Genomic DNA, 19,769 nt, shown 5'->3' on the forward strand with positions numbered 1-19,769 from the left:
CTCTTCGCTTCGGCGGAGGAAGAAGAGATGAGGACAGCATGCAGCGGGACGGTAAATGAGAAAGCGCTTCAACTCGGGACTGTTGACAACGGTTGGCCTCGCGGGGTTCCTCGCGCTTGCTCCTCAAACGGGCATGGCGAAGGAGGGAGGTGCCGACGATCGGGACCTGATCGCGATTTCCTCGTTCTCTGGCGCGTTTCTTGCCGCGCGGGCTGCCGAGGCGGACAATGATTTCGGGAGCGCCATCGATTATTACGAGCGCGCGCTTGCCTTTGAGCCGGACAATCAGGGCATCCAGCAAAGCCTGCTCCTGGCGCTGGTCGCCGAGGGCCGGTTCGACGATGCGCTGCCGCATGCTAGGGCTCTGAAATCCGTACCCGAAATGGAACGCTTTTCGCGGCTCGGTCTCGCCGTCGATGCGCTGCGCAACGAGAAGTACGCGCAGGCCGAGAACTGGCTGAAGCTCGTTCTGGAATCGGATCTCGACCGGTTGATCACGTCCATCATGTCCACATGGACGGAGCTGGGACAGGGGCGGGCCGATGAGGCACTCAAAACCCTCGGTGACCTCGAAGGGCCCGACTGGTACCGCCTGTTCCAGTCATATCACCGCGCGCTCATGCTGGCGCAGAGCGGCAGGGATGCCGAAGCCGAGAAGGCTTTCGACGCGCTGCTCGGTGACGTGTCAGCCGCATCGGCCGGCCCGGACACCTATATGCGTGCGGCCGAAGCCTATGCGGCCTGGCTGGCCGGCCGTGGCGAAAAGGACAAGGCGCTTGCCGCGCTCGATAAGGGGGAAACCTACATCACCGGCCGCGCTGCCACGACAATTCTGCGCGAAAAGATCGAGGCAGATGAAACGGTTGCGTTTCCTGTGCCTGATCCGCGCGCCGGTGCTGCCGAAATCCTGCTCAACATCGCCACCGCGCTCAATCGCGGTGGCGGCGAGCCTTTCGTAAAGCTCTACCTGAATTATGCGCTGGCGCTGAGCCCCGACAATGACGACATCCTGATCCAGCTCGCCTCGCTCGCCGAGCAGCAGAGCGAGCCTGAAAAGGCCATTGGGTTTTATGATCGGATCAAGCCGGGCTCGCCGTGGCGCCGTCTGGCCGAACTGCAGACGGGACTGAACCTTGCCGATCTCGACCGGCACGATGAGGCGGAGACCTATCTGAACGCCGCCATCGAAAAGGACCCTGACGATATCCGCGCCTATCTTTCTCTGGGCCGCGTCTATGCGGTGCAGAAGGATTTCCGCTCTGCCGCCGGGGTCTATGACCGCGCGGTTGCGCGCATCAAAGAGCCGGAGCGCGAAGACTGGAGCCTCTTTTACCAGCGCGGCATCGCCTATGAGCGGCTGAAGGAGTGGGAAAAGGCGGAGCCGAATTTCTTCAAGGCGCTGGAGCTTTACCCCGATCAGCCTCAGGTGCTGAACTATCTGGGCTATTCCTGGGTCGACATGAACATCAAGCTGGAGGAGGGGCTGGAACTTATCGGCCGTGCGGTCGAACTGCGCCCCAATGACGGTTACATCGTCGATTCGCTCGGTTGGGCGCATTATCGTCTTGGCCGTTACGAGGAAGCGGCGAAGGAGCTTGAGCGCGCCGTTTCGCTTCGTCCTGAAGACCCGGTTCTGAACGACCATCTGGGCGATGCTTACTGGCGCACGGGCCGCAGGCTGGAAGCCACCTATCAATGGTCGCATGCCCGCGACCTCGATCCCGAGCCCGAACTGCTGGCCGAGGTGGAAAAGAAGCTGAAAGAAGGGCTGCCCGATAAGGAGCCAGAGCGGGTGGCCGAGGTTTCGCCGGCCGAGACGGTGGTCTCTGATGAGACGGGCGTGTCCGAAGCGACACCCGTCGGTGAGACAGGTGAGCCTGCAGACGAGCCGAAGAGCGAAGCCAAGGCACCCGACGCAGCCGAAAAGGCCGCCATGGGCGATGCGATGTACACGATAAAACCCGGCGAGACGCTCTGGTCCATCGCTGTCGGGCAGCTTGGCGACGGCGAACGGTTCCGCGAAATTCTGGCGATCAATCCCGATCTCCGGCGCAATCCCGACCTGCTTCGCGCAGGCCAGGAAATCCGGCTTCCTCCCCAGGATCAGTGAGACTGTGAACGGCTAGAGTTTTCGGGTTTCCTTCACGATAAAAACGGGCGGATTAAACGTGGGGATGTTTCAGAAACTGGGGCGATCGCTCACGAAACGCAGACTTAAACTCTCCTTACCGCCCGTTGCCCGGGAGGTGATGAGAGACGGTCTGACCTATCTGCCGCTCGAGCGCATGGCATCACTCAATTCCGAACTTGAGCGCGTGGTGGCAGAAGACGTTTCCGGAGATATCGCCGAGTTTGGTATGGCGCTGGGAGGCTCTGCCATTGTGCTGGCCAAGCGTCGTGGCGGGCGCCGGTTTCTCGGCTTCGACGTGTTTGGCCAGATACCCCCGCCCACCGACGACGATGGGACCGACGCCCACAATCGGTTCAAGGTGATTGCCGATGGAAAGTCGACCGGCATTCAAGATGGCGAATATTACGGATACATGGATGATCTGTATGGCCGGGTCGTGTCCTCATTCGAGAAGTATGGGCTGCGCGTCGACAACCAGTCGATCATCCTCCGAAAAGGCTTGTTTCAAGACACGTTCGCACCCTCAGAGAGCGACCGTTTCTGCCTGGTGCATATTGATTGCGACTGGTACGACCCCGTCCTCTTCTGCCTCACGTCGGTATCCCGCTGCCTGAACCCGGACGGGGTGGTGATCGTCGACGATTACAACGACTATGAGGGGTGCCGAAACGCGGTGGACAAAGTGCTGGCCGAGGATGCCTCATTGCGGCTGGAGCGCACGCTGCCGCACGCCGTTATCAGAAAGCTACGGTCATGAAACGCGCCCCGCGCCTTGACGCTTGCCGGGGCGCGGAATAGGACGTGCCGGCATCATCCGGAGAAGCATTGTGACCGCGCCAAGCACCGATCTGCCCATCACGCACCCCACGCGCTCGTTTCAGGGACTTATCCTGACCCTGCACAATTACTGGGCCGCGCATGGCTGCGTGATCCTGCAGCCCTATGACATGGAAGTGGGGGCGGGCACGTTTCACCCGGCAACGACGCTGCGCTCGCTCGGGCCAAAACCGTGGAACGCGGCTTACGTTCAGCCCTCACGCCGGCCAAGCGATGGCCGCTATGGCGAAAACCCGAACCGGTTGCAGCACTATTACCAGTATCAGGTGATCCTGAAGCCGAACCCGTCGAACCTGCAGGAGCTTTATCTCGGCTCGCTGGAGGCCATCGGCCTCGATATGGCGACGCATGATGTGCGCTTCGTGGAAGACGACTGGGAAAGCCCGACGCTGGGCGCCTGGGGCCTTGGCTGGGAATGCTGGTGCGACGGGATGGAAGTCTCGCAGTTCACCTATTTCCAGCAGGTCTGCGGTATCGAATGCGCGCCGGTGGCGGGCGAGCTGACCTATGGTCTGGAGCGGCTGGCCATGTATGTGCAGGGCGTCGACAATGTCTATGACCTGAACTTCAACGGTCTCGAAGGCGACGCGAAGGTGACCTATGGCGACGTTTTCCTGCAGGCTGAGCAGGAATATTCGCGCTTCAATTTCGAATATGCCGACACGGACATCCTGTTCCAGCATTTCAAGGATGCCGAGGCCGAGTGCCAGGCGATTCTCGCGGCCGGCGCACCGGCGGATGAGGGGCACCTGCACAAATGCGTGTTCCCGGCCTATGACCAGTGCATCAAGGCGAGCCATGTGTTCAACCTGCTCGATGCGCGCGGCGTGATCTCGGTGACGGAACGCCAGAGCTATATCCTGCGGGTGCGCGAACTGGCGAAAGCCTGCGGCGAGGCGTTTTTGAAGACGGATGCGGGCGGCGCGGAAATGGCAGTAGCCTGAACGAACGTCATTGGTGATTCTGGCGGCGGGGCGTATCATGGATGCGCCCCGTTTTGCTTGGTTCTGCGGGGCCAAGGGAGATGATCATGACACAGCACGGCCAATTCCACTGGAACGAACTGAAGACGCGTGACGCGGAGAAAACGAAAGCCTTTTATGGAGAAGCCGTGGGCTGGACCTTCGATGGCATGGACATGGGGGATGGCCAGACCTACTGGGTCGCGATGGTGGGCGAAACGCCAGTTGGCGGCATCTTCACCATGGCGGGGCCGGAATTCGAGGGTGTGCCCGAACACTGGATGTCCTATCTGGCGGTCGACGATGTCGATGCGGCGCTGGAGAAAGCGAAGGGCAAGGGAGGCGAAATTCTGCGTGAACCCTTCGATGTGCCGGGCGTGGGCCGTATCGCCATTCTGCGCGAGCCGGGTGGGGCCGTGATCGGCTGGATGACGCCTGCGCTGCAGGAGTAGGTTCTGGTTTCTCGGTCGGACCTTATCCGCGTCATCCCGGCCGACCAAAGGGAGAGCCGGGACCCATTCAGCAGCAGGGCCGGTTTCCTCAGAAGATACCAGCATCGCCAAGGGTTGCCCAAACAGAACCGGGCCGCGCCTCTTGATGTTCTTCCAATGGGTCCCGGATAGCCCTTCGGGCTTCCGGGATGACGGTGGCTGGTGTTCGATCTGCCGAAAGCGTCTGCAGAGCGCGGCGGAAGCCGGAGGGGCGTTCGGTGCTGCCCGGCACGGCCTGGATGGTCAGGCAGGCGCAGAGCGCGATGGAATGCAGAAGGGCGGGGGCGGCTGTCATTGTTCTCGTCCGGGTGGTGATCTGATGCCTGTTGGTCGCAGCCGGCGTTGAAAAGGTTCATTCGCACCGCGTGGCGGGTGACATTGGCGGGCGGAGTTGCTATTGCCGGGCGCGATATAGTCCGCTTTTCAGAGACCTCCCAATGCCCGATCTTCTTCTCGAACTCCGCTCCGAGGAAATTCCCGCCCGCATGCAGCGCAAGGCTGCCGGCGACCTGAAGAAGCTGGTGACGGACGGTCTGGTGGATGCGGGGCTCACCTATGAGGCGGCGACCGAATACTGGACGCCACGCCGGCTGGCGCTCGATATTCGCGGCGTGACCGCCCGTTCCAGGGATGTGCGCGAGGAGCGCAAGGGCCCGCGCACCGACGCGCCGGAAAAGGCCATTCAGGGCTTTTTGCGCGGGGCGGGGCTTTCCTCCATCGATGAGGCGGAGGTGAAGAGCGACCCGAAAAAGGGCGATTTCTATGTGGCGTTGATTGAAAAGCCCGGCCGGGCGGCCGAAGAGATCGTTGCCGAGATCATGCCGGGCATCATCCGCAATTTCCCGTGGCCGAAATCCATGCGCTGGGGCGCTGCCTCGGCAAAGCCCGGCAGCCTGCGCTGGGTGCGCCCGCTGCAATCGATCCTGTGCACCTTCGGGCCCGAAACTGAAGAGCCGGTGGTGGTCGATTTCGAGATCGACGGCATCCGCTCCGGCAATGTCACCTTCGGCCATCGCTTCCATGCGCCCGACGCCCTCACCGTGCGGCGTTTTGACGATTATGTGGAGAAGCTGGAAGCAGCGAAGGTTGTGCTCGACCCCGACCGCCGCAAGCGCATCATTCTCGATGACGCGCGCAATCTGGCCTTCGCCAACGGGCTGGAGCTGGTGGAAGACGAGGGGCTTCTGGAAGAGGTCTCCGGCCTTGTGGAATGGCCTGTGGTGCTGCTCGGTGCGTTCGAGGAAGACTATCTGACCATTCCGCCGGAGGTGATCCGGCTGACGATCCGCGCCAACCAGAAGTGCTTTGTCTGCCGCCCGCAGGGCGAGACGGAAAAGCTGTCCAATCGCTTCGTCATCACCGCCAATATCGAGGCGAAGGACGGCGGCAGGGAAATCGCCCACGGCAATGGCAAGGTGGTGCGCGCGCGGCTTTCCGATGCGCTCTATTTCTGGAAGACGGACCAGGCCTCGCTGCCCGATCTCGGCAGGCTTGAGGGCTCGGCAAAGACGTTCGGGCTCGATCTTTCAAAGCCGCTCGACCAGCGCATGGCGCGGCTCGACCATCTGGGCGTGACCTTTCATGCCAAGCTTGGCACGCAGGGTGAGCGCGTGGCGCGGATTGCGGCACTGGCGAAGGAGCTTGCGCCTGTGGTGGGGGCGGACCCGGCAGAGGCCGTGCGCGCGGCGCATCTCGCCAAGGCCGATCTCCAGACGGAAGTTGTGGGCGAGTTCCCGGAACTGCAGGGCTTCATGGGCCGCAAATATGCCGAACTGCAGGGCGAGAGCGCTGCGGTGGCGGCGGCCATCGAGGATCACTACAAGCCGCAGGGGCCGAATGATGCCGTGCCGACCGACCCGGTGGCCGTGGCCGTTGCGCTGGCGGACAAGCTGGACATGCTTGTGTGTTTCTGGGCGATTGACGAGAAACCCACGGGCTCGAAGGACCCCTATGCGCTGAGACGCGCGGCTCTGGGTGTGATCCGCATACTTTCGGAGAATGGGATTGGTCTCAACCTGTTGCAATTTTTCCGGTGGATCGTCGATACACCTGGAGCCCGCCCTAATATCGAGAAGGCTGTGCAGAAGACCGAAGGTCAAGATGTTTTTGAAACATATGCTCTAGACCTCCTCTCCTTCTTCCATGATCGTCTCAAAGTCTATCTGCGCGATCAGGGGGCGCGGTATGATCTGATCGATGCGGTGATCTCTGATGATGCCGACGATCTCCTCCTGATCGTGCGGCGGGTGGAGGCGCTGTCGGAGTTTCTGGCGACCACGGATGGCGAGAACCTTCTGGCGGGTGCCAAGCGGGCGGCGAACATCGTGGCCGATGCGGAGAAGAAGGGCACGGCAATCGCCGGGGCGGTCGATGCGAAGCTCTTTGAAACCGATGAGGAACGGGCGCTGTTCGACAGTCTGGAAGAGGCGGAGAACTTTGCCGGTCAGGCCATCGCCGCCAATGATTATGTGAAGGCGCTGTCCTTCCTGGCGCGGCTGCGCCAGCCGGTCGATGCCTTCCTCGATGGCGTGATGGTCAATGCGGATGACGAAGCGGTTCGGGCAAACCGTCTGGCGCTGCTTTCACGCATTCGCAGCGCCACGGCACAGGTCGCGGATTTCTCGAAAATCACCGGGTAGCTACGCGAACACGTAGACCGCCAGCGCCACGGCGATATAGGAGGCAAGGCCCGCCAGCGGGCCGAGCCGCTGCAAATAGGCCGGTGGCGGCGTGCCGGGCTGGCCGCGACGGACGGCCATGAAGCCGAGCAGGGCGACGGCGAGGATGAAGGCTGCCGCCACGAGCTTGAACAGGAAGGCCGTGCTCAAAAGCGCGCCCTCATAGCGCACCAGCCAAAGCCAAAGCCCTGTCAACCACAGAAGCAAAACGCCTGAAAGCGTGATGAGCGTGAAGCGCGGTCGCAGCGCCAGAAGACCGGGCGGAGGCGCGCCCTCGGAGCGCTTGGCCTGAATGGCCACCAGCATACCGCCCATGCCGCCGGCCGCCCCCAGCATGAGGCCGAAGAAATGCAGGATTTTCATGAAGGTGAGCATGGCGTTGGTCTCCGAACAGTGATGCGCGGAAGGTGCGCCGCGCTTCACGAGACGTCAAGCTGGGTGTGAGCCGCACTCCTGCCAGCCTGATGACAGGAGCTATTCGGGATGCCCTACTGGCTCGCCGACTGGCGGCGGTGCGGGAGGTTTCACCGCGGCAGTGTTTTCAGGTTCCGGTTCCGGTCGCGCCTGAGGCCTGCGCTCTTTCGGTGCGGCCGCTTTGGGTTGTGATGGCTGAGGGGCGGAAACCTGCCGTGGGGGCACTGTACCGGTCTCGCCGCCGCGGATCACCTGCGGCATCCGGTGTTGGCCGCGCGGGATGGCGCTGGTGATCTCTCCGGCTTCCGGGTGCAGCACGGGCAGAGGGGTTCCAATGCCGATCATGGACGGAGAAAGCCGGAGCAGTTCCGCTGAAGGTGCCTCGCGCAAGGATGGAGCCGGGTAGGAGAGAAGCGGCTGGCTCGGTGCTGTTCGCGGAGGGGACTTTCGCTCGATCTGCCGCAGGACCACGGTCGATTGCGGCTGGGGCGATGCCTCGTTTGCCAGTTCGAGAAGGGATGAAGCACGAACGCCCCCAGCCGCAAAAAGCAGCGTGGTGACGAGCAGCGGCTTTACGGGCCATGACTGCATTCTTCCTCCCCCAATCATTGGCGGTCTTTGCGCGCATCTCATATCGCCCGGACAACAAGACGCGAATTCCCTTAAGATTCAGCAAACTCGGGGATTCGCGACCTTGCCCGACTGCGGCAGGCGCGATACTCAGCAGGGGCTTTTTTGAGAGGATGTGTGCTTGGCCGATATACTGCCGGAGCGGGAAGCCCTTCGCAGGGCGGTTGAACTGTTGCGCGCGGGGGCGGCCATCGCCATCCCGACGGAGACGGTTTACGGGCTTGCCGCCGATGCCACCAATGGCGAGGCGGTGGCACGCATCTATGAGACCAAGGGCCGCCCGCAGTTCAATCCGCTGATCGCGCATGTGGCGGACCGGGAGATGGCGGAGCGCATTGCCGTTTTCAACCTGCTCGCGCGCCGTCTGGCGGATGCCTTCTGGCCGGGGCCGCTGACGCTGGTCCTGCCGCATCGCGCCGGTTCCGGCGTTCACCCGTTGGTGACGGCTGGGCTCGACACGATCGCGCTGCGCTGCCCGAAAGGGTTTGGCGCGCGGGTGATCGAAGCGCTGGGGCGACCCGTGGCGGCTCCAAGCGCCAATTCATCGGGCCGCATCAGCGGCACAACGGCGGAGGCGGTCGAGGCTGATCTCGGGTCTCGCATTCCGTTGATCGTGGATGGCGGGCCTACGCCGGTGGGACTGGAATCCACCATTGTGAAGGTCGGGGAAGACAGCATCACGCTTCTGCGTCCGGGCGGCGTTGCGGCTGATGAGATTGAGCGCGTCACCGGAATGTCGCTGATGCGTGGTGCCAAGGGCGTGCAGGCCCCCGGCATGCTTGCCTCTCACTACGCGCCCAGCGCCCATATGCGGCTCGGTGTGGCAGAGGTGAAACCGGGAGACGCGCTGCTTGCCTTTGGGCCGCAACGTGCGGCGGGGGCGGAGAGGGCGGTTGCCCTGCGCAATCTTTCCGAGAGCGGAGACCTGCGCGAGGCGGCGGCGAACCTCTTTTCGCATCTGCTTGCGCTCGACCGGTCGGGCGCTGCCACAATCGCTGTCGAGCCGGTGCCCCTTGAAGGGCTTGGCGAAGCCATCAATGATCGCCTCGCGCGCGCTGCCGCACCCCGAGATCACTAACGCTTCAGGAAACCACAACTTCATGACCATCGATGCCGCTCTTCTCGCCCGTTTTGCCGAAATCGTTGGTGAACGCCACGCCCTGTCCGCTGCGGACGAAATAGCGCCCTATGAAGAAGAGCCGCGCGGGCTTTTTCGCGGAAAGACACCGATGGTGCTGCGGCCGGGCTCGGTGGACGAGGTAAGTGCAATTCTGAAGCTTGCCAGCGAAACCGGCACGGCAATCGTACCGCAGGGCGGCAATACGGGTCTTGTGGGCGGACAGATGCCGGACGGCGAGGGCAATGAGATCGTGCTTTCGCTTTCGCGCCTCAACAGGATCCGTGAAATCGATCTGCAATCCAACACGGCGACGGTGGATGCTGGCGTGGTGCTGCAGGTGCTGCAGGATGCGGCGGCCGAAAAGGATCGCCTTTTTCCCCTTTCGCTCGGTTCGCAGGGCTCCTGCCAGGTCGGTGGCAACCTTTCCTCCAATGCAGGCGGCGTGGGCGCGCTGGCCTATGGCACGGCGCGCGACCTTTGCCTCGGTGTCGAGGTGGTGCTGCCCACGGGCGAGGTTTTTGACGATCTGCGCAAGCTCAAGAAGGACAACACCGGCTACGATTTGAAAAACCTGTTCGTTGGTGGCGAGGGCACGCTGGGCGTGATCACGGCGGCGGTGGTGAAGCTCTTTCCCATGCCCAAGGGGCGGGAACTGGCCTGGGCGGCTCTGCCGACACCTGCCGACGCGCTGCGCTTCTTCGAACTGGCCAATGACCGCGCCGGCAATGGGCTGACGGCCTTCGAACTCATCGAGCGCACGCCGCTTGCCTTCACGCTGGCGCATGTGCCGGGTTCTGTCGATCCGCTTGCCGAGGCGCATCCCTGGTATGTGATGATAGAGATTTCCTCCGGGCGTTCGGGCGACGATGCCAAGGAGCTGATGGAGGAAGTGCTGACGGTCGCCTTCGAGGAAGGGCTGGTGGTGGACGCCGCGATTGCCCAGAACGAGGGGCAGGCCAATGCCTTCCGCCATCTGCGCGAATCCATGTCGGAGGCGCAGAAGCCGGAGGGCGGCTCGATCAAGCACGACATTTCCGTGCCGGTGGCGGCGATCCCCGAATTCATCGAGCGTGCGGGCGAAGAGGCGCAGAAGGTGGCGCCGGGCTGCCGCGTGGTCTGCTTCGGCCATATGGGCGACGGCAATCTCCACTACAACATTTCGCAGCCGAAGGATGGAGACCGGGACACCTATCTCGCCCTCTACCGGAAGATGAACGATGCCATCCACGCCATCGTGCGCGATCTGGGCGGGTCTTTTTCAGCCGAACACGGCATCGGGCGCATGAAGCGCGACGAGCTGATCGCCACGCAACCCGCCGTCGCCACGGAGCTGATGCGCCGGGTGAAGGCAGCGTTTGATCCGGCGGGCATCATGAACCCGCGCAAGGTTATCTGAATTCAAAATCGTTGGGCGGGTCGCGCAATGCGTCTTGCGCTCCGGCATTGTCATGCCGGAGCCGCGGCCATTTACCTCCCGGTCATGCCTCTTGCCAGATCGTTACACTTGGTGGGAAATCGCTAACCAACTGTAAGGTCAGCAAAATTTAACCGACTTTCTAAGCCTGACGGTAACGGGCTCGGCGCTAGGGTGCCTTCCATAACGAGGCCGAAAACGGCCCGGTGAGAGAACCGGAAAACCGGCTCTCAGGAGTGACAGGAAGGCAAGAATATGAACAGTGGGCTCAAGCCAGTCTGGGCGGGCCGCGCAATGCGGCTCGACCCCTTTCGCCTGCCACAGGCGGTGAGCTATGCATCGCACGACGATTTCGGCGAAGTGTCCTTTACCGTGGACAATCGCGGCGTGCGCATGAAGCGCGTTCTCAACAAAAGCGGCCTGCCGGTGACCTTCGCCCTGCCGACGCGCGCGTTTCGCGGCGTTGCGGCACGCGCCATCGAGGATGACCTGGGCGACGTGACGGTGACGCTCGAACTGCTTCACACGGATGCGATGCTGTGTGTGCCGCTTCTGGTGGCGGGTGATCTGGACGATGTGGCTGCCGACTGGCGTGCATGGTCGGAGGCGCTGGGGCTGCCCATGCTGATGATCGAGGCCGACGGACTGGCCCGCCCGCTCGAAGAGAGCATTGGAGAGGTAAAGGCAAACCCGCCGAAGCATCGGCGTCAGGGCCATGCCGTTCGAGCGCGCCGTCCGCGTTTTCTCGCGCGTCGCCGATGCGGCAGCCTGGGCGTGCGCATGGTTGTTGGCGGAGCGGAGATCATCGCCCGCGACTGATCGCGCCGGTCAGAACTGTGGACTGATCACGGCCCACAGGCCACCGCCGATCAGACCGAGAAAGATCAGCCAGCCGACCACATTGTTGGAGCGGAAGAGCGCCAGACACTGATCCGGGTTGTCGATGTCGATGACCCGGATTTGCCGTGCCATATGGGCACCTGCGGCCACAAGGCCCGCAAGCGCGGGCATCGGCACTTCGGCGAGCGCGAAGGCGACCGCAAAGAACAGAAGCGCGCCGCCATAAAGCGCGATCAGCCAGTGACGGGTTTTCTCGCCGAACAGGCGTGCGGTGGAGCGAACGCCGACTATGGCATCGTCTTCCTTGTCCTGATGAGCATAGATCGTGTCATAGCCGATGACCCAGAGGATCGAGCCGAAATAGAGAAGCAAGGGCGCGAGCGACAGGCTCTCGAAATCGGCCGCCCAGCCCATCAGCGCACCCCAGGAAAAGGCAAGTCCTAGAAAGAGTTGCGGCCAGTCCGTGAATCTCTTCGCGAAGGGGTAGATCGCCACCACGATGAGCGAGGCGAAGCCAAGCGCGATGGCAAATGCATTGAACTGCACGAGCACCAGAAGCCCGAGCAGCGCCTGCGCCAGAAGGAAAGCCCACGCCTGCCCGCGCGAAACCTGACCGGAGGGCAGGGGGCGTGAGCGTGTGCGCTCGACCGCATTGTCGATGCGCTCATCCACCAGATCATTATAGGTGCAGCCGGCCCCGCGCATGGCAATTGCGCCGACGAGGAAGAGCAGGATGTGCCAGAGGGAGGGAAGCACCTCGGCAAGCGGCGCGCCGGGTTGCGCATAGGCGGAGGCGGCAAGGGCGGTGGACCAGAGGCAGGGCCACAGAAGCAACTGCCAGCCGATGGGGCGATCCCAGCGGGCAAGCTGCGCATAGGGCCACATGCCGCGCGGCAGGATGCGATAGACCCAGTGGCCGGAAGGGGCATCGGAAACGCGGCCCTGACCTTGGCGTGACTGGATCTTTTCCATCGTGCAAATCGTCCATTTTTATGTGTCTTCCCTGCAGGGAGTGGCAAGCCCGCCTCTCTGCGTCAAGCGTTTCTGTCGGGGAACGGCGGACAAGCGCCTTGATTTTCGGCGCGAAGGGCCATAGCCCGAGGCAGTGATTGAACAAGCGGGGATGCGCACGATGAATGTTCTCCTGATCGGGTCCGGTGGCCGCGAGCATGCGCTGGCCTGGAAACTGGCTGCATCTCCTGTGCTGACGAAGCTTTATGCAGCGCCCGGTAATCCCGGCATGGAAGGGGACGCCGAGTGCGTGGCGCTTGACGTTTCCGATCATGCGGCGGTTGTCGCCTTCTGCCGCGAAAAGGCGATAGACCTCGTCGTGGTGGGGCCGGAAGCGCCGCTCGTTGCAGGGCTTGCCGATGCGCTGAATGAGGCGGGTATCCGCGTCTTTGGCCCAAGTGCGGCAGCTGCCCGGCTTGAAGGCTCGAAGAGCTTCACCAAGGAATTGTGCGACCGCCAGGCGATCCCCACGGCAGCCTATGGGCGTTTCGAGAATGCGCTGGCAGCGCGCGACTATGTGCGCGAGCAGGGCGCGCCCATCGTCATCAAGGCGGACGGGCTTGCCGCTGGCAAGGGTGTGACCGTGGCCATGACGGAGGATGAGGCCATCGCCGCCATCGACGACTGCTTTGACGGCAGCTTCGGCGAGGCGGGTGCTTCTGTTGTCGTGGAGGAATTCCTGGAGGGCGAGGAGGCGAGCTTCTTCTGCCTGTGTGACGGCAGGACGGCGCTGCCCTTCGGCACCGCGCAGGACCACAAGCGCGTTGGCGATGGCGATACAGGGCCGAATACCGGCGGCATGGGCGCCTATTCGCCGGCTCCGGTGTTGGATGATGAAACGCTCGCCCGCACCATGGCCGAGATCATCGAGCCGACGCTGAAGGGCATGGCGGAGATGGGGGCGCCGTTTACCGGTGTTCTCTATGCCGGGCTGATGCTGACGAAGGATGGCCCCAAGCTCATCGAATACAATGTGCGTTTCGGCGATCCGGAATGCCAGGTGCTGATGATGCGGCTCAAGGAAGATCTTCTGCTTCTGATCAACGCGGCGGTGGACGGGCAACTGGGGCATGTCTCCGCGCGCTGGCGCGACGAGGCGGCGCTGACCGTGGTGCTGGCCGCGAAAGGCTACCCGGCAAGCCCTGAAAAGGGCACGGTGATCGGTGGACTTGACGTGGCGAGCGCGGATGAGGGTGTCGAGATCTTTCACGCCGGAACGGCCCTGAAGGAGGGCGCACTGGTGGCCAATGGCGGGCGGGTGCTGAACGTCACTGCACTGGGCAAATCGGTGAAAGAGGCGCAGGAGAAGGCCTATCGCGCGGTCGATCTGATCGACTGGCCGGAGGGTTTTTGCCGGCGCGACATTGGCTGGCGCGCGGTGGAACGCGAAGGCTGAGGCGAACGCCTCAGCCTCTGTTTTGCGAACGGCCGAAGTGCTCTTCGATCCGCGACTGCATGAATTCGAGGCAGATGGACAGCATCCAGTAGATGAAGGCTGCAGTAATCAGCATTTCGATATGGCGGAATTCGGTCTGCCCGAGGGTGCGAGCGAGATACATGATCTCCCAGACACCGACCACCGAAACCAGCGATGAATCCTTCAGCATCGAGATGAACTGGTTGCCCGTCGGGGGAATGATGACACGCATCGCCTGCGGGAGGATGACGAGAAACATCGTCTGATTGGGGCCGAGACCCAATGCGGCCGCGCCTTCCCACTGTCCCTTGGAGATGCTCTGGATGCCGGCGCGGAAGATCTCCGTCATATAGGCGCCGTAGCACAGTGAAAGCGCCATGATGCCTGCCGGAACGGCATCGATGACAAAACCGAGCTGCGGCAGGCCGAGATAGATGATGTAGATCTGCATGAGCAGCGGCAGACCGCGAAACAGCGACGTGTAGAACGAGGCAAAGCCGAAGATCAGCCCGTTCTTCGATAGTTTTGCGATCGCGCCGAACAGGGCGATCGTGGTGGCGATCACGATGGAAAGCACCGAGATGTAAAGTGTTGTGACGACACCCTGTGTGACCAGAAAGCCAATCTTCTTGGCGATGAATTCAAAGCTCAGGTCGAAGGAGTAGAAGAAGGCGAGAAGCAGGGCGAAGAGCGTGACCCAGCTGACGATGATCTGCTGACGCCTGGGCAGAAGCGAGGCCGCGCGCCAGAAGGCGGTGATGATGAGGGCGAGAACCAGTGCTCCGGACATGCTGTTCAGGAAGGAAGCGGAAGCGCCAGGTTCGCCAGCACCGTTCAATGCGCTCATCACGCCTTCGCCAGCGCCCAGGAAATACAACACCATGGACATGGCAACCATGAGCAGGGCCTGGCCGCTCCAGTACATCGCACGCGGATAATCCAGCACCAGCCGGCCGATCAGCTCCATTTCCTCATCCCCCCTTTTGAGATCGCCATTCCTGCCATTTGTCCTGCATCTGCAGCTTCCAGAACGTCGCCTGTGCGACGGCAAGACCGGCCGCCCCGCCTGCCCATGAAAGGCCGAATGGTTCGAAAAGGCGCAGTCGTTCCGGTTCGCCGAGAATGGCTTCCGCGACCACTTTTCCCCCGATGGCGGTCGTGTTCATGCCATGGCCGCCAAACGCGGTGCAGTACCAGACATTGGCGCCAAGGCTTCCGATCTGTGGCATGCGGTGGCGTGCATAAGACATCATCCCGGACCAGGCGAGTTCCACCTTCAGGCCGGTCAGTTGCGGAAAGGTCGTGGTCATCTCGGCACGCAGTTCGCGCGTCAGGGCTTTGGTGTCCGCTGCCCGCGTGGTGATGCGACCGCCCCACAGGATGCGCTGCCCTTCATCGACCAGCCGATAATAATCGCCCGCACGCCGGTTGTCGCCGACCGCATGGCGGGTGCGGATCGCCTGCTCGATGAGCGCCGGATTGCGTTCGCTGAGCATCACATAGGTGGCGATTGGGAGATAGGCGCGCTGCATCCGGCTGGACAGTGAACCGGTATAGCCGCCGGTGGCGATGACGAGATCGCGCGCACGGACTTCGCCATGATCCGTTTTTATCAGCGTCGACGCGCCTTTGCGCTCGTAGCTGACAGCGCGAGACTGTTCGAATATCTCTCCACCAGCCTTCTCCACCGCGCCTGCCAGCCCGTGCACATAGTTGAGCGGATGGAAATGGAAGGCCTGATCGTCGCGCAGAGCCTGGAAGTAGCACTGACTGCGTAGCACTTCACGCACCTGCGAGGTGTCCATGAAGGCGAGGGGATAGTCGAAGCGCTCGCTCATGATGTCGGCATCGCGGCGCAGGCTTTCGCCCGTGTCATAACGAACCACGCTCATGATGCCGTGCTGTGGGTCGGCGTGACTTATGCCGAGAAGAGCGATGTGCCGGCGCACGAGTTGCATGCCTTCGATGGAAAGACGGTGTAGGTCATCGGCATGCGCCTGACCAACCATACCGGCAATGGCGGAACGACCGTGGGCATAGCCGGGACTCACAAAGCCACCATTGCGCCCGGAAGCACCCCAGCCCAATCGGTTTTCTTCGAGGAGAATGACGCTTTTTCCGGCTTCTGCCAGATGAAATGCGGTGCTGAGACCCGCCAGCCCACCGCCGATGATGCAGCAATCGGCTTCGTGCAATCCTTCAAGGCGTGGTTTTTCGCCCGATGCGGTGAGCGTGCGGGCGTAGAATGTGTCGATATAATCCATGCGAACCCATCGATTGCCCCGCGGCAAGCCGCGGGGCTGGCAATGATGACTACTTGTCGCTGAAGTCTTTACCGTACCATTTTTCGGTCAAGGCACTCAGCGTGCCATCGGATTTCATCTCTTCAAGCACGCCAGACACTTTGGCGACCCATTCATCATCTCCCTTGTCGGCAATCACGACCAGAGGTTCGCGGAACGCATATTCGTTTTCGATAATGCGGACCTTGTAGCCGTTCTTGATGGCGTTTTCCGCTGTCTGGACGGGTGCGATCACCGCATCGAGGCGTACGCCCGCGCCGAGGCGCAGATCATCGAAAGGCAGCATGGAGGAGGCGTAGGTGCGGATTTCACCGGGTTCCACCTTGTATTCGATTGGAGGCATGCCCGGGGCATCGATCTCTAGACGGCGGTTGATAAAGTCTTCCGATGTGGTTGCCGTTTCGACCCCGATCTTGCCGCCATTCAGCTGTTCGACGGTCTGAATGTCGGAATCGGCATGCACCACATAAACATAGGGGCTGTAGTAATAAATGCTGACGAAGTCGATCACCTTGGAACGCGCTTTCGTCGGGGTCACCGAGGCGACACCAATGTCATAGCGGCCTTTCCAGTGACCGCCCGTCATGATTGCCCAGTCGGGCGTCTCGTAGGAAATTTCCACCCCGAGGCGCTTGGCGATCTCGCCGGACACGTCGATGTCGAAGCCTGTGAGATTGCCGGAATCGTCAAGAAAGCTCTGCGGAGGCCAGCTCGCATTGGTGGCGACCACCATGCTTTTCTTTTCCATGACGCGGTCGAGCGTTTCGCCCGCCATTGCGGTGCCTGTCAGACCGAACAGCGCGATTGCCGTCCCGGCACCAACGCCCAGTTTACGCAAAGTCTTCATCACTTCCCCTCCCGGTTGTTGTTTATTCCTGTGAGCCCTCGCTGATCACGAGCAGAACCCGGCTTGATGAATTGAGCCCAAGATCCTCGCGGATCGCAGGGCTGGCGAGCGCCCGCATCAGACCGGCCAGTCCGGCGCCGCCTGACGGTGTGGTGGCAATCTCGCTTGTCTGCGCCAGCAGATCCGGCGCAGCCATCAATTGTTCTTCTGAAACGGTGAGTGTCCGGGCTTTGCTTGCCCGAAGTATCTTGAGAGCGGGTGCGCTTGCACGGCCACAGGAAAGCATGGAGGCGCAGGTGCGCAACTCGCCAGGGATCGTTTCGGGATACCCAAGCTCCATTGCAACCTGAACGCAGGCCGCATTTTCCGGTTCGACGACCACGACGACGCCGGGTGTCTCCATGAAGGAATACAGGCCACGTGCCATGGCAGCCGCCAGTCCACCGACACCTGCCTGAATGAACAGATGCGTTGGTTTCTGAAAATTCTGCTGGGCATATTGGCCGCGGGCTTCGCCTGCGATCACGCCGTAGCCGGCCATAACATGGCCTGTCATCACATCGTTTTCGTTGTCGCTCGTATCGGCGACGAGAACCGCTCCTTCGGATTGCGCTGCGTGAGCGGCCGCATTGACGGCGTCATCGAAGGTTCCAGGCACGATGACGACCTGCGCACCGGTTTTTTCGATCCGATCCACACGGGTCCGGGCGACTTCCGAATGCAGAAAGACCTTTGCCGGTATCCCGGTGTGACGGGCTGCAGAAGCCACGGCCAACCCGTGATTGCCATCGCTGGCGCAGACCAGAAGCCGCACCGTTTCACCGCCGGTCGAAATCGCCTCCAGCCCGGCGAAAGTACCGCCCAGCGACTTGAAACTGCCCAGAGGACGCCTGCTTTCATCCTTCAGGTGAACCTCCGCCACTCCGAGATGGGCGGCCAGTTTCGTTGCCGAAAACAGAGGCGACGCCTGATAGGCGCTGTCCAAACGCTTAAGGCGAGCCATGATGAGATGATGATCCGGCGCGATGTTCATGAAGTCCTCCAACTCCCATCAGCTTACAGGCGTGATGCTATGCAATTCGCCGTTTTTCGCTGTAGGGTGGTGTTTTCAGGCATTGTTGAGGTTGTGAATGACCGAATCCGTCACCATCGATCACTTCGATCAAAAGCTTCTGGCCCTCGTCCAAAAGAACAATCTGCAACCGGCGCGCGAGCTCGCCGAGGCTGTCGGTCTCTCCGAAAGCGCTGTTCTTCGGCGCCTGCGGCGTATGCGCAGCGAAGGGGTGATCGTGGCCGATGTCGCCGTGATAAACCCCGCGATTGCGGGGGAAGCGGTCACCATTCACACGCTTGTCTCGCTCGAACGCGAGCGGTCTTTCGATCTCGATGCTTTCGTCCGCAAGATCAGGCAGCGGCCGGAGGTGAAGAAAATCTGGTATGTGACCGGAGAGGTGGATTTCGTGCTACTTCTGCGTCTTCCGGGAATGGACCGGTATGCGGACTTCGTGCAGGAAGTTTTTCACGCAGATGAGAATGTGAAGTCGTTCAAGACCATTGTCGCCATCCGCGAGATCGAGACCGGCGGAGGCGTTTAGGCACGGGTCCGGGCAAACATTTGTTTCACGAAGATGTCTGTTTTCAGAATGCTGTCATTCGCATCGGGTAGACACATGTTGGAAACCGGAAGCGACATGACACACATCATCTTTCTGCACGGTGCTTCGAGCAGCGGTAAGTCGACGCTTGCGCGGGCGCTTCAGGCCGAGATCGAACTGCCATTCTGGCATATATCGATTGACCATCTGCGCGACGCCGGGGTTCTGCCTACCAAGCGTTTCCGTTGCGGGGAGTTCGACTGGCACGCCTCAAGACCAGCCTTCTTCGAGGGGTTTCACAAGTCTCTGGCAGCTTATGCCGAGGCGGGAAACAATCTGATCCTCGAGCACATCCTTGACGATGAGCGATGGCTGCCCGGGTTGCAGTCGTTGTTCTCGCCGTTCGATGTGTACTTCGTAGGTGTTCACTGCCCTTTGCCTGTGCTGATCGAACGGGAGGCAGCGCGGGGAGATCGGCCCCAAGGCAGCGCGCGGCGTGATTTTGAAACCATCCATCTCGGGAAGACTTACGATCTGGAAGTTCAATCGCTGGACGGTGTTTCCCTTAATACCGAGCGCATCCTGAACGGCTGGAGAACGGGACGGCGGAACTCGGACTTTTCAAGAAGTGCTGGCGCTGCCTGAGAGCGCTCAGTCCTCGAACAGGTGCTCCATCTCGAAGGGATCGGGAGCGGGTTTTTCAGGGACGGTGCCTTCCGCCATCCGCTTTTTGTAGTGGGTGAGCGAACACTCGATCGAACAGAGAATGCCGCGATCGGTCCAGTAGGCTGGGCCATTTTCGATCAGGCCCTCATAATAGGCAAAGCCCGGCGTTCCGAACATTTTTCCGCATTCGATGCAGCGGTTCTTTTCCGGTCTTGCAAGCATTGAGGCCCCTTCCTTTGGACAGTGTCTATCCTTCGGGCGGGAAGGCTGCAAGGTTTTCAATATTGACGTTTACGTAAAAAGAAACTAGCAATCTTTCGCCAAGGTATGATGGCGGGGGTGTGGTCGAGCGGCTAGATTTTGGTCCCGGGCGCACGCTGGACAGTTTGGAGCGCGCCGCACTTACAGGTGCT

At 61.7% G+C, this 19,769-nt stretch carries 20 protein-coding genes; 11 read left to right on the forward strand and 9 right to left on the reverse strand.

Annotated features, from left to right (window positions below; translation table 11 throughout):
- Positions 1–55 precede the first annotated feature (55 nt).
- The 4 genes from BLW55_RS17515 (at position 56) to BLW55_RS17530 (ending at position 4,382) form a co-directional block, all read left to right on the forward strand.
- Positions 56–2,110, forward strand: coding sequence for a tetratricopeptide repeat protein (locus BLW55_RS17515; protein ID WP_090329644.1), 2,055 nt, complete (start codon positions 56–58; stop codon positions 2,108–2,110).
- Positions 2,111–2,249: 139 nt separating this feature from the next.
- On the forward strand, positions 2,250–2,888 hold the full coding sequence (locus BLW55_RS17520) for a TylF/MycF/NovP-related O-methyltransferase (protein ID WP_177175103.1): 639 nt from the start codon (positions 2,250–2,252) through the stop codon (positions 2,886–2,888).
- A 97-nt stretch (positions 2,889–2,985) separates the two neighbouring features.
- A complete protein-coding gene (locus BLW55_RS17525; RefSeq protein WP_081784625.1) occupies positions 2,986–3,912 on the forward strand; it encodes a glycine--tRNA ligase subunit alpha in 927 nt (308 codons plus the stop codon).
- 86 nt (positions 3,913–3,998) lie between these two features.
- Complete coding sequence (locus BLW55_RS17530) at positions 3,999–4,382, forward strand: VOC family protein (RefSeq protein WP_007006841.1); 384 nt, start codon at positions 3,999–4,001, stop codon at positions 4,380–4,382.
- Between the two features lie 88 nt (positions 4,383–4,470).
- Here BLW55_RS17530 and BLW55_RS17535 read toward each other — a convergent pair whose 3' ends face one another.
- Positions 4,471–4,716 carry a hypothetical protein gene (locus tag BLW55_RS17535; protein ID WP_090329646.1) on the reverse strand — a complete coding sequence of 82 codons (246 nt, stop codon included), beginning with the start codon at positions 4,714–4,716 and terminating at the stop codon, positions 4,471–4,473.
- 142 nt (positions 4,717–4,858) lie between these two features.
- Between BLW55_RS17535 and glyS the strand changes: the two genes are divergently transcribed.
- Positions 4,859–7,060, forward strand: coding sequence for a glycine--tRNA ligase subunit beta (glyS, locus tag BLW55_RS17540; RefSeq protein WP_090329647.1), 2,202 nt, complete (start codon positions 4,859–4,861; stop codon positions 7,058–7,060).
- Here the strand turns inward: glyS and BLW55_RS17545 are convergent, their stop codons facing one another.
- Together BLW55_RS17545 and BLW55_RS17550 are read right to left on the reverse strand one after the other, a co-directional pair.
- The gene (locus BLW55_RS17545; RefSeq protein ID WP_007006843.1) at positions 7,061–7,474 is read right to left on the reverse strand and encodes a hypothetical protein; all 414 of its coding nucleotides are present in this window, start codon (positions 7,472–7,474) and stop codon (positions 7,061–7,063) included. It lies immediately after the preceding gene.
- Positions 7,475–7,573: 99 nt separating this feature from the next.
- The gene (locus BLW55_RS17550; RefSeq protein ID WP_007006844.1) at positions 7,574–8,104 is read right to left on the reverse strand and encodes a hypothetical protein; all 531 of its coding nucleotides are present in this window, start codon (positions 8,102–8,104) and stop codon (positions 7,574–7,576) included.
- A 160-nt stretch (positions 8,105–8,264) separates the two neighbouring features.
- Between BLW55_RS17550 and BLW55_RS17555 the strand changes: the two genes are divergently transcribed.
- The 3 genes from BLW55_RS17555 to BLW55_RS17565 all read left to right on the forward strand — a co-directional run bounded on the left by BLW55_RS17555 (position 8,265) and on the right by BLW55_RS17565 (position 11,496).
- On the forward strand, positions 8,265–9,221 hold the full coding sequence (locus BLW55_RS17555; protein WP_007006845.1) for an L-threonylcarbamoyladenylate synthase: 957 nt from the start codon (positions 8,265–8,267) through the stop codon (positions 9,219–9,221).
- Between the two features lie 22 nt (positions 9,222–9,243).
- Positions 9,244–10,659: an FAD-binding oxidoreductase gene (locus BLW55_RS17560; protein ID WP_090330048.1), complete on the forward strand. Its 1,416-nt coding sequence runs from the start codon at positions 9,244–9,246 to the stop codon at positions 10,657–10,659.
- Between the two features lie 273 nt (positions 10,660–10,932).
- Positions 10,933–11,496: a DUF6101 family protein gene (locus tag BLW55_RS17565; RefSeq protein ID WP_025029476.1), complete on the forward strand. Its 564-nt coding sequence runs from the start codon at positions 10,933–10,935 to the stop codon at positions 11,494–11,496.
- 9 nt (positions 11,497–11,505) lie between these two features.
- Here the strand turns inward: BLW55_RS17565 and ubiA are convergent, their stop codons facing one another.
- A complete protein-coding gene (gene ubiA, locus BLW55_RS17570; protein ID WP_090329648.1) occupies positions 11,506–12,489 on the reverse strand; it encodes a 4-hydroxybenzoate octaprenyltransferase in 984 nt (327 codons plus the stop codon).
- A gap of 160 nt (positions 12,490–12,649) precedes the next feature.
- Between ubiA and purD the strand changes: the two genes are divergently transcribed.
- Positions 12,650–13,924: a phosphoribosylamine--glycine ligase gene (gene purD / locus BLW55_RS17575; RefSeq protein ID WP_090330049.1), complete on the forward strand. Its 1,275-nt coding sequence runs from the start codon at positions 12,650–12,652 to the stop codon at positions 13,922–13,924.
- Positions 13,925–13,934: 10 nt separating this feature from the next.
- Here purD and BLW55_RS17580 read toward each other — a convergent pair whose 3' ends face one another.
- The 4 genes from BLW55_RS17580 to BLW55_RS17595 are packed head-to-tail and all read right to left on the reverse strand — an operon-like array spanning position 13,935 to position 18,128.
- Positions 13,935–14,906 (reverse strand): amino acid ABC transporter permease, encoded by a 972-nt coding sequence (locus BLW55_RS17580; protein ID WP_090330050.1) that lies wholly within the window; start codon positions 14,904–14,906, stop codon positions 13,935–13,937.
- A gap of 10 nt (positions 14,907–14,916) precedes the next feature.
- Positions 14,917–16,209 carry an NAD(P)/FAD-dependent oxidoreductase gene (locus tag BLW55_RS17585; protein ID WP_090329649.1) on the reverse strand — a complete coding sequence of 431 codons (1,293 nt, stop codon included), beginning with the start codon at positions 16,207–16,209 and terminating at the stop codon, positions 14,917–14,919.
- 49 nt (positions 16,210–16,258) lie between these two features.
- Positions 16,259–17,095 (reverse strand): transporter substrate-binding domain-containing protein, encoded by an 837-nt coding sequence (locus BLW55_RS17590; RefSeq protein ID WP_090329650.1) that lies wholly within the window; start codon positions 17,093–17,095, stop codon positions 16,259–16,261.
- A gap of 22 nt (positions 17,096–17,117) precedes the next feature.
- Complete coding sequence (locus BLW55_RS17595; protein ID WP_090329651.1) at positions 17,118–18,128, reverse strand: pyridoxal-phosphate dependent enzyme; 1,011 nt, start codon at positions 18,126–18,128, stop codon at positions 17,118–17,120.
- 97 nt (positions 18,129–18,225) lie between these two features.
- Between BLW55_RS17595 and BLW55_RS17600 the strand changes: the two genes are divergently transcribed.
- Positions 18,226–18,690, forward strand: coding sequence for an Lrp/AsnC family transcriptional regulator (locus tag BLW55_RS17600; RefSeq protein ID WP_090329652.1), 465 nt, complete (start codon positions 18,226–18,228; stop codon positions 18,688–18,690).
- Between the two features lie 96 nt (positions 18,691–18,786).
- Positions 18,787–19,335: a chloramphenicol phosphotransferase CPT family protein gene (locus BLW55_RS17605; RefSeq protein ID WP_090329653.1), complete on the forward strand. Its 549-nt coding sequence runs from the start codon at positions 18,787–18,789 to the stop codon at positions 19,333–19,335.
- Between the two features lie 6 nt (positions 19,336–19,341).
- Here the strand turns inward: BLW55_RS17605 and BLW55_RS17610 are convergent, their stop codons facing one another.
- Positions 19,342–19,578, reverse strand: coding sequence for a hypothetical protein (locus BLW55_RS17610; protein WP_090329654.1), 237 nt, complete (start codon positions 19,576–19,578; stop codon positions 19,342–19,344).
- Positions 19,579–19,769 lie beyond the last annotated feature (191 nt).

It is taken from the genome of Nitratireductor aquibiodomus (genome assembly GCF_900105565.1).
GTDB lineage: Bacteria > Pseudomonadota > Alphaproteobacteria > Rhizobiales > Rhizobiaceae > Nitratireductor > Nitratireductor aquibiodomus.

Bases quoted from the DNA above. Each gene is read 5' to 3' on its own strand.
- BLW55_RS17590 (WP_090329650.1), bottom strand. From the start codon at position 17,095: ATGAAGACTTTGCGTAAACTGGGCGTTGGTGCCGGGACGGCAATCGCG.
- BLW55_RS17600 (WP_090329652.1), top strand. From the start codon at position 18,226: ATGACCGAATCCGTCACCATCGATCACTTCGATCAAAAGCTTCTGGCC.
- BLW55_RS17560 (WP_090330048.1), top strand. From the start codon at position 9,244: ATGACCATCGATGCCGCTCTTCTCGCCCGTTTTGCCGAAATCGTTGGT.
- purD (WP_090330049.1), top strand. From the start codon at position 12,650: ATGAATGTTCTCCTGATCGGGTCCGGTGGCCGCGAGCATGCGCTGGCC.
- BLW55_RS17545 (WP_007006843.1), bottom strand. From the start codon at position 7,474: ATGCTCACCTTCATGAAAATCCTGCATTTCTTCGGCCTCATGCTGGGG.
- BLW55_RS17585 (WP_090329649.1), bottom strand. From the start codon at position 16,209: ATGGATTATATCGACACATTCTACGCCCGCACGCTCACCGCATCGGGC.
- ubiA (WP_090329648.1), bottom strand. From the start codon at position 12,489: ATGGAAAAGATCCAGTCACGCCAAGGTCAGGGCCGCGTTTCCGATGCC.
- BLW55_RS17535 (WP_090329646.1), bottom strand. From the start codon at position 4,716: ATGACAGCCGCCCCCGCCCTTCTGCATTCCATCGCGCTCTGCGCCTGC.
- BLW55_RS17610 (WP_090329654.1), bottom strand. From the start codon at position 19,578: ATGCTTGCAAGACCGGAAAAGAACCGCTGCATCGAATGCGGAAAAATG.
- BLW55_RS17595 (WP_090329651.1), bottom strand. From the start codon at position 18,128: ATGAACATCGCGCCGGATCATCATCTCATCATGGCTCGCCTTAAGCGT.
- glyS (WP_090329647.1), top strand. From the start codon at position 4,859: ATGCCCGATCTTCTTCTCGAACTCCGCTCCGAGGAAATTCCCGCCCGC.
- BLW55_RS17515 (WP_090329644.1), top strand. From the start codon at position 56: ATGAGAAAGCGCTTCAACTCGGGACTGTTGACAACGGTTGGCCTCGCG.
- BLW55_RS17520 (WP_177175103.1), top strand. From the start codon at position 2,250: ATGAGAGACGGTCTGACCTATCTGCCGCTCGAGCGCATGGCATCACTC.
- BLW55_RS17530 (WP_007006841.1), top strand. From the start codon at position 3,999: ATGACACAGCACGGCCAATTCCACTGGAACGAACTGAAGACGCGTGAC.
- BLW55_RS17550 (WP_007006844.1), bottom strand. From the start codon at position 8,104: ATGCAGTCATGGCCCGTAAAGCCGCTGCTCGTCACCACGCTGCTTTTT.
- BLW55_RS17605 (WP_090329653.1), top strand. From the start codon at position 18,787: ATGACACACATCATCTTTCTGCACGGTGCTTCGAGCAGCGGTAAGTCG.
- BLW55_RS17565 (WP_025029476.1), top strand. From the start codon at position 10,933: ATGAACAGTGGGCTCAAGCCAGTCTGGGCGGGCCGCGCAATGCGGCTC.